This is a genomic window from Pseudarthrobacter linnaei, from assembly GCF_055412825.1.
Genome location: NZ_JBVAYX010000051.1, coordinates 1 through 7812, shown reverse-complemented (window position 1 = coordinate 7812; position 7812 = coordinate 1). Strand labels below are relative to the sequence as shown.

At 66.2% G+C, this 7812-nt stretch carries 9 protein-coding genes; 2 read left to right on the top strand and 7 right to left on the bottom strand.

What is annotated here, in order from left to right:
- Positions 1-301: hypothetical protein (locus tag ACZYZ3_RS20215; RefSeq protein ID WP_463965560.1), on the bottom strand; the 301-nt coding region annotated here is incomplete at its 3' end.
- A gap of 55 nt (positions 302-356) precedes the next feature.
- Here ACZYZ3_RS20215 and ACZYZ3_RS20210 point away from each other — a divergent pair.
- Positions 357-1403 (top strand): molybdopterin-dependent oxidoreductase, encoded by a 1047-nt coding sequence (locus ACZYZ3_RS20210; RefSeq protein WP_463965559.1) that lies wholly within the window; start codon positions 357-359, stop codon positions 1401-1403.
- A gap of 8 nt (positions 1404-1411) precedes the next feature.
- Positions 1412-1849, top strand: coding sequence for a hypothetical protein (locus ACZYZ3_RS20205; RefSeq protein ID WP_463965558.1), 438 nt, complete (start codon positions 1412-1414; stop codon positions 1847-1849).
- A gap of 171 nt (positions 1850-2020) precedes the next feature.
- On the opposite strand, the gene ACZYZ3_RS20200 is transcribed toward ACZYZ3_RS20205, so the two are convergent.
- Genes ACZYZ3_RS20200 through ACZYZ3_RS20175 form a run of 6 tightly spaced genes read right to left on the bottom strand, consistent with a single transcriptional unit; the run spans position 2021 to position 7581 of the window.
- Positions 2021-3082, bottom strand: a complete 1062-nt coding sequence (locus tag ACZYZ3_RS20200; RefSeq protein WP_463965557.1) for an NAD-dependent epimerase/dehydratase family protein — start codon at positions 3080-3082, stop codon at positions 2021-2023.
- On the bottom strand, positions 3079-3960 hold the full coding sequence (locus tag ACZYZ3_RS20195) for an MTAP family purine nucleoside phosphorylase (protein WP_463965556.1): 882 nt from the start codon (positions 3958-3960) through the stop codon (positions 3079-3081). The genes ACZYZ3_RS20200 and ACZYZ3_RS20195 overlap by 4 nt, the downstream gene beginning before the upstream one ends.
- Positions 3961-4011: 51 nt before the next feature.
- Entirely contained in the window at positions 4012-5490 is a 1479-nt protein-coding gene (locus ACZYZ3_RS20190) for a glycosyltransferase family 87 protein (RefSeq protein ID WP_463965555.1), read from the bottom strand.
- Positions 5487-6176, bottom strand: a complete 690-nt coding sequence (locus tag ACZYZ3_RS20185) for a methyltransferase domain-containing protein (RefSeq protein ID WP_463965554.1) — start codon at positions 6174-6176, stop codon at positions 5487-5489. Before ACZYZ3_RS20185 ends, ACZYZ3_RS20190 begins: the two co-directional genes overlap by 4 nt.
- Positions 6177-6187: 11 nt before the next feature.
- Positions 6188-6856, bottom strand: coding sequence for a TIGR04282 family arsenosugar biosynthesis glycosyltransferase (locus ACZYZ3_RS20180; protein ID WP_463965553.1), 669 nt, complete (start codon positions 6854-6856; stop codon positions 6188-6190).
- Positions 6857-6873: 17 nt separating this feature from the next.
- A complete protein-coding gene (locus ACZYZ3_RS20175; RefSeq protein WP_463965552.1) occupies positions 6874-7581 on the bottom strand; it encodes a glycosyltransferase family 2 protein in 708 nt (235 codons plus the stop codon).
- Between the last annotated feature and the right edge of the window lie 231 nt (positions 7582-7812).

Here is a 7812-nt window from a genome sequence, read left to right as displayed (position 1 = left end):
CAAAACCTTCAACACCGAAGCCGTGAAAGCCGACATGCTCGTCGGCATCGCCAAGATCACCGTCAACACCAAGTAACACCCACCAGAAATAGCCGAGAACGCCACGGACCTTGGGGGTCCGTGGCGTTTCGGTTCGGCGGTTAGAGTGGTCCCTGGCGGCCAAGGAATGGTGCAGTGATCCAGACATGCAAAAGCTTGACGGGCAAAAGATCACCGAGGCGTTGGCAGCGAAGTTTGCCTCGCCGACACGCGGCACACGTCTGACAGTTGTCCTGGGCCGCTGGCTCGGGATCACTTTCACTATCTGTTTTCTCACCGGCCTTTTCAGCCACGGACTTCAAAATCCGCCCTCATGGATGTTCTTTCCCACCAGTCCTGTCTGGATCTACCAGCTCACCCAGGGACTGCACGTGACGGCAGGTATCGCCGCGATTCCGCTGCTGCTGGCGAAGCTCTGGTCGGTCTATCCGGAACTGCTGACGTGGCCACCGGTAAAGTCCCTGGCACACGGCCTCGAGCGGGCCTCCATTGCCCTGTTCATCGCCTCATCGCTGCTGCAGCTGACCACCGGCCTGATCAATACCTACAAGTGGTATCCATGGCCGTTTCCGTTTCGCGAAACCCACTACTGGCTGGCATGGGTGATCTGGGGCTCGCTCCTGCTGCACATTGCTGTCAAACTCCCGGTCATTGCGGCTCACTGGCGTCGGCGATCATTAAGGGGTCTCGCCGTCGGCGGGCCTGCCGCGCCCGACAGCACCGCTGCCGACGTCGAGCCCGCTTCCGACGTCGGCGCGGCAGGTCCCGGACGCTGGTCGCGGCGGGCGTTCTTGACGGCGGTCGCAGCCGCGACCGGGGCCGTCGTCGTAACGACAGCGGGACAGTCGTTCTCCTGGCTGGCACCGGCCAACCTGTTCGCCCCACGCAAGATGGGGACCGGCCCTCAAGGGGTGCCGGTGAACCGGACCGCAGCCGATGCCAAGGTGACCGAACTTGCGAAGTCCCCGACCTGGGCGCTCATGGTCAACTCAGGTGCGTCCAGCCGGTCCTTCACCCTTGATGAGCTCCGGGCGCTGCCCCAGCACAGCCACGAACTGCCGATCGCGTGCGTCGAAGGGTGGAGCCAGATAGCTACCTGGCGGGGCGTCCGCGTCCAGGACCTGCTCGCCGCCGTCGGCGCCCCCGCAAGTTCCGAACTCCGATTCACCAGTCTGGAGCCCGAGGGTGCCTACCGCACGATGAACATGCCGGCTGAATACACCCGGGACGAGAAGACGCTGGTGGCCCTGGAACTCAACGGTTCGGTCCTCGATCTGGACCATGGCTACCCGGCTAGAATCATCGCCCCCGGCCGTCCCGGAGTGCTCCAGACCAAGTGGTTACACACTGTGGAGGTCCTGTGAAAACGTCCTTGACTGTCAAAGCCGCCCGAGGAGCGCTTGGGGTCACGGGCGTGACGATTCTGGGCTATGGGCTGCTGGGGCTGCCCACCCAACTGGGTCCGTCGCAGCTGATCGGCCTGCTGACATGGATGGCCGTTGCCATCCTCATCCACGACGGCGTCATTGTGCCGCTCTCTACGCTCGCCGGGGCAGGCCTGACCCGGGCAGGTGCGAAACTTCAACCCCGGTCCGCGGCCGTCCTGCGCGGTGCCCTGCTCACCGGCGCCCTGGTGACCCTGCTGGCGGGGATCCTGCTCAAGGCCCAGTCCGTGGCGCAATCCGCCACGGTCCTGGAGGCCGACTACGCCGTGAACCTGGTGTGGTTCTGGGTAGTCCTGGCCCTGTCCTCCGCTGCCGCCATCGTTGTCCTGGAACGCCGGGGCCGGTCAGGGACCATCAGCCCCTGACCGGGCGACTGGCCAGGACCGCTGTCAACAGGGGTCCTTCCGCCAAGGAAACCTGCCCGCGCAAAAGCAGGACGGCACAACAGCAGGACCCCTGACCTTGGGGGTCCGGGGCCCGCTATGGAAGTTGTTCCGTCGGGCGCCGGTAACCCCTTATCGCCCTGCCTGACCTGGTTAGACCGGCTCGCCGCGCAGGGGAGCGGTGGCAAACTCCCGCATGCCCTCCCCAAACGCCACTTTCGGGGCCCAGCCAAGCTCGGCTTTGATCAGTTCCGAAGATGCCGTGACGTGGCGGACGTCGCCGAGCCGGTACTCGCCGGTCACTACCGGCGCAGGACCGCCGCTGAAGGCGCTCAACGCCGTGGCGACGTCACCGATCGTCCGTACCTCGTCCGCACCGACGTTGTAGGCCCGGAAACCCGGTTTGCCGGCGCCGGACAGTGACTCCGTGGCGGCGATATTCGCCGCGGCGACATCCCGGACATGGATGAAGCTACGCCGCTGGCCGCCGTCTTCGAACACGCGCGGAGCCTCGCCACGGGCCAGCGCCGAACGAAACAACGACGCGACTCCGGCGTACGGTGTATCCTTGGGCATCCTTGGACCATAGACGTTGTGATAGCGAAGGGCGATGGCCGAGCCGCCGGTGCTCCGGGCCCACGAGGCAGCAAGATGCTCCTGGCTCAATTTCGAGGCGGCATAGACGTTCCGGGGATCCAGGGCGGCGTCTTCGGTGACCATGGCCGGGACAAGGACTGCCCCGGATTCCGGGTCGCGGGGATCGTAAATACCGGCGCGCAGGTCAGCCTCGGCGCGGGGCCCGGGCCGGACGGGAAGCCCGGTCCGGGGATCGGCATACGCGCCCTCGCCGTAGACCACCATCGAGGAGGCCAGGACCAGACGCGTGATGCTGTGGCGTTCCATGGCGGCCAGCAGGACGGCCGTGGCGTAGTCGTTGTTGCGGATGTAGTCCGGTGCGTCGGCGAAGCTGACGCCCAGTCCGACCTTCGCGCTCTGGTGGCAGACCGTATCGACACCCCGTAATGCCATATCGACCGTGGCCGGGTCTGTCACGTCACCGGGCATCAGTTCCACCCGGGGGGCAAAGACGGGCGGATCGGGATGTAGTCCGGGGTCCAGTGAGTCGAGGACCCGCACGGACCAGCCCTTGGCGAGGGCGTCGTCGACGACGTGGGAACCGATGAACCCGGCACCCCCGGTGATGAGGAGCTTCATCTGGCGTCCGCCATGTCCCGGACAGACGGGAGCGCCATGATCCGGCGCACCGCTTCCTGATCCATCAGCGGCCGGGCGCGGTAGTCCTCACTGATGGCGGCGACGGTCTCTTCAAGAACGGCCAGGACACTGTGCTGGGCATTCTTCAGCCGGGCGAAGACGGCGTCGGCGGTGACCGGTTCCGAGCCGTCGTGCCCGGTGTCGGAATCGGTGATGAACGCCAGATTGGCGAAACCCATGTTGAGTTCGGCGGCCAGCAGGGGTTCGGGGTACTGGGTCATGCTGATGATGTCAGCACCGCCGGTGACGTACCAGGCGGACTCGGCCTTCGTGGAGAATCGTGGTCCGTTGATCACAACCACCGTTCCCCGCGGGACGTAGGCAATGTTGTGTGCTTCAAGGGCGGCAGCCACGTGCGCACGCAGGGTGGGGCAGAAAGGCTCTGAGGCCGGCACGTGCTGGACACCGGCGGACGGGAAGCCGTCAACGACGGTCCCGTCGAAAAAGGTGTCCGCGCGTCCCCAGCTGCGGTCGATGAGCTGGTCCGTCACCACGAACGTGTCGGGGCCGAAGCCCTCCCTCAGGCCGCCCACGGCCGAGGAGGAAAGGATGGCTTCGACGCCGAGGCTCTTGAGCGCCCATAGGTTGGCGCGGTAGTTGATTTTCTGGGGCGGAAGTGAATGTTTTCCGCCGTGGCGGGGGAGGAATGCCACAGTGCGTCCGCCGACGTCGGCAAGAGTCACCGGACCAGAGGGTGGACCGTACGGGGTGTCAACGCCGAGGGTGGCCAGGACCGCCGATCCGGGGAGCTGGTAGGTTCCGGAACCGCCGATGATGCCGATGCGCGCCTGTGGCGTGCCGGTGAGTGCTGTGTCCATGGTGCAATCCTGTCATTGGGGGAGCGGGGTGTGGGAGAGGAGGGGGGCTGGTCACGGGGTCCTCCCAGCAGGAACCGGCGTCGGGGACTCGAGGCCGGCGAGGGCCGCCAGCTGAAGTTCCTGGCGCCTCCGCCACCAGACACCGGCCGAGACGGCGATAGCGGCGAGGATCAGAACCGTTTGATGCAGCGGAAGGCTGAAGGGGCCCTTGAGCGGAAGCATGTAGATGGCGTCCAGGGCAAGGATGACGGCGACGTACTCCCAGCGCCGGCTCAGGACAATGAACGGCAACAGCATGAGCGCATACCAAGGATAGTTGGGGCTGATGATAAGCAACGTCAGTCCAATCATGAGGGTCTGGTGCTCCCAGACATTCCCGGTCCGTGTCCGCCGCAGCACGAAGAGCGCGACGACGGCCAGCGCCGCGACGCTGAGCACCGGCGGCCAGGCTCCGCTGGAGAGAAGTTGCGCCAGCCCGAAGCGGGTCCCGCCGCTCTGGCTATAACCCTCCTCCTTGAGGTAGCCGGGAAGAAAGCCCAGGACTCCGGCCCCGGCAGCGGCCAGATAGGGCACGTAAAGGATGACGAAAGTTGCCAGCGCCGCGGCAATGAACCGCGCCGGGCGCCGGAACAACAATGCAGGGGCGGCGATGACCGGAATGAGTTTCGTGGCCACGGCGGCCCCGAACACCATCCCGGAGCGCAGCGGTTTGCCTCCGGTCAACAGCATTCCGGCGGCCAGGATCAGGGCACCGCCGACCAGATCAACATGGGCGTTGTTCACAGCCTCCAGCTGCACGAATGGGCTCCAGCCCCAGACTACGGCGAGGTGAAGGGGCAGGCCGCGTTTGGCCAGGGCGCCGAGCAGCATCAGCGTCACAGCCACGCTGATGAGCAGGCCTCCGAGCTGGAAAGGCAGGTATCCAACCGAGTCCGGGACGAAGGCCCGCACCCCAAAGAAGTAGATCTCTGCAGTGGGCGGATAGATCGTGGGCACGTGCGGCCGGTTGATGGCCGTGCACATCGGACTTCCCGACGGGTAGCCGAAGGCCGGGACGGAATCCGTCCCGAACAGGTCCTTGGCGCACACGGGCCGGCCCCCGTCATCGGTGGTACCGGGGGCGAACAGCCACTCCGGCCGAAGATCGGCGAGGGTCTCATCGACGGGCACGTACGAGTAGGGGGAGATGCCCGCCTTTTGGACAATCCCGTCCCAGGCGTACCGGGCGGAATCGTTGCTGGTTCGCGGCGGAGCGCTCACGGCAACCAGACCCAGCAGCACAGTGCCCGCGGTGATGACGGCACCCAAGCGGCGTCCGGGGACGCGCCGGAGGAGACTGGCAGCCCCAAGGAGGACACCCCAGGACAGGAAGGTGCCGACAATGGGTGCAGATTCGAAGGGGTTGTGGGGGACGACCATCCACCACAGCAAGCCCGCCAGGATCATTACCAGCGCCGTCAGCGTGACGCCCAGCGTGAGGCTGGAGCGTTGCGCGCCGTCGGCCGGCGGCGAAGGTTTAGCGACGGTCACACTGCGGTCCTGTCTGGCCTGGTGCCGGGGGAGAGCCGGCAAAAGACGCGGCCCTGAAGTCGTTGAACGGAGGCTACGGTCCATTCACTGCGCTGTGCCCGGGACGCGAGACCCACGCTTCCCGTCCGTGCCCAGCGGAATGGTTCGCTCTGGTTTCCCCTCGAGTCCTCCAGCACGGCGGAGTAGACGGTATCCAGGTCCTCGTCGGCCTCCACTTCGACCAGGAGAGTCCCATGCGGAGCGATGAGCTGGCCGCAGCGGAGCAGCAGGGTCGTGATGCTGCCGCCGATGCCGATGTTGCCGTCGAGCAGAATGATTGATTGCCAAAGGCCGGTCTGCGGTACCGGAGCGAACACCGATTGTTCCAAGGCACTGGCGCCGCGGGCTCGCGCCCGGCGGACCGCCTCCGGGCTGGTATCGATCCCCAGCGCGGGAAGGCCCATTCGCTGGGCGGCAGCCAGAAGTCTGCCTGGTCCGCAGCCGATGTCCAGAACCGGTCCCTGAAGGCTCTGCAGGAGCGAACGTTCGAGCAGGTTGGCTTCCCCACACCAACTTTGGACGTCGAAGTCCACTGGGGCTGCCGTGTGGTCGACGTCCGGACGAAGGGTCAGGGTGCCGGATCCGTCCGCCAGCGCCCTGGCATAGGGCTCCGTGTGGCCCTGGCCGAAGTGAGTGGCTGATGCCACGCCGGTGGCCGTCACGGCAGGACACCGGTAAGGGGCAGTGAGTGCTGAAGACCCTGGGCTGCGTCATGGACAGCGTGTGCGAACGTGGTTCCCGGTATCGCGGAGGCGATGTTGAGCGCATCCCTGAAGTGGTCCATATCCGCCAGTTCATTCAGCGTCCCGACACGGAGGCCCTGGGCCAGCAGGCGGGCAAGTTGCCGTGACCCCGTCGTATGAGTGGACATCGGCACTCCCCGGATCAAGGCCCCGTCGGGGCGGCGCAGCGCGAGGGCCCAGAATCCGCCGTCCGTGGCCGGGCCGATCCAGGCGTCATGACCTGGAGCGCCCACGGACCAGTCGTGAAGGAGCGGCGCCACGTGGTCAGCCGAGAACTGCGGAGTGTCCATGCCGATGATGAGCAGCGGACCGGTGGCCGCGTCGCAGATGGCGGCAAGCCGTTCATCCAGCCCTCCGGTTGTCTGCGGAACGACGGTGAAGCCTGCGGCGTCCGCCGCAGCCGGTGTTCCGTCCATGACCAGCACCCGGTTCCGTACCGGGAGGAGCCGGACCGTATCCAAGGTCCGGCTCAGGCTTAACTGGGCCAGGGCGGCGGCCCATTCGGGGCTCAGCGGAGGGCTCATCCGGGTCTTCACACGGCCCGGCAGGCACTCTTTGGCGATGATGGCCACTGTAAGATCCACGCTCTTGCTCATAACCGTCATTCGCTGCTGGGAGTCTTCCGGACCGGTCCGGAAGACGAAGCCGGCGCGACGGACTTGAGCTGGGCGGACATATCCCGAACCGCCGTCACCGTTCCGCGCACCGTTCCGGTCACCTTGGATTTGCCGGTACGGGGGGCATACGGGACGGGCAACTCCAAGATTCTCCACTGGCGCAGACTTGCCTTCAGGAACATTTCCAGCGGGTAGCCGCTGCGGCGGTCCTCCAGCCCGAGGGACAGCAACTCAACGCGTCGCGCTGCCCGCATCGGCCCAAGGTCGGTCACGCGTTCCCCGGTCAGGCGCCGGAGCCGCCAGGCCAGGACGACGTTGGCGATCCGGGCATGAAGGGGCCAGGACCCGCGTTGCGGCTGACGGCTGCCAAGCACCAGATCCGCGGTACCGTTGACGACGGGGGCGACCAGACCCGGCAGCTGCGCCGGGTCGAGTGAGCCGTCGCAATCGCAGAACGCGACGACGTCTGCCGTCGCTGCGAGCAGGCCGGCATGGGCGGCCGCCCCAAACCCTCGCCGGCCCTCATGGATCACGAGGGCGCCCAGAGTCGCCGCGAGTTCGGCGGACCCGTCCGTCGAACCGTTATCGACAACGATGGCCCGGTACCCCTCCGGCATCCGGGACAGCACCCACGGCAGGGCGCCGAACTCGTTCAAACACGGCAGAACGACATCAACCATGGCTCCAGTCATGTAAATCGCCTCTCAAAGCTATGGTTCCCGCAGCGGCGCTTCGCCCGGGATTCCCTAGGGTACGCGAACAGAAAAGTGCCACGGACCCCAAGCGGGGAACCGTGGCACTTCCCGCCGGTGCAGACCATGCATCCGGCAGGTATTTCTGGTGGGTGTTACTTGGTGTTGACGGTGATCTTGGCGATGCCGACGAGCATGTCGGCTTTCACGGCTTCGGTGTTGAAGGTTTTG

Coding starts and splice junctions, on each gene's coding strand:
- ACZYZ3_RS20175 (WP_463965552.1), bottom strand. CDS start 7,581: ATGACTGGAGCCATGGTTGATGTCGTTCTGCCGTGTTTGAACGAGTTC.
- ACZYZ3_RS20210 (WP_463965559.1), top strand. CDS start 357: ATGTTCTTTCCCACCAGTCCTGTCTGGATCTACCAGCTCACCCAGGGA.
- ACZYZ3_RS20200 (WP_463965557.1), bottom strand. CDS start 3,082: ATGAAGCTCCTCATCACCGGGGGTGCCGGGTTCATCGGTTCCCACGTC.
- ACZYZ3_RS20195 (WP_463965556.1), bottom strand. CDS start 3,960: ATGGACACAGCACTCACCGGCACGCCACAGGCGCGCATCGGCATCATC.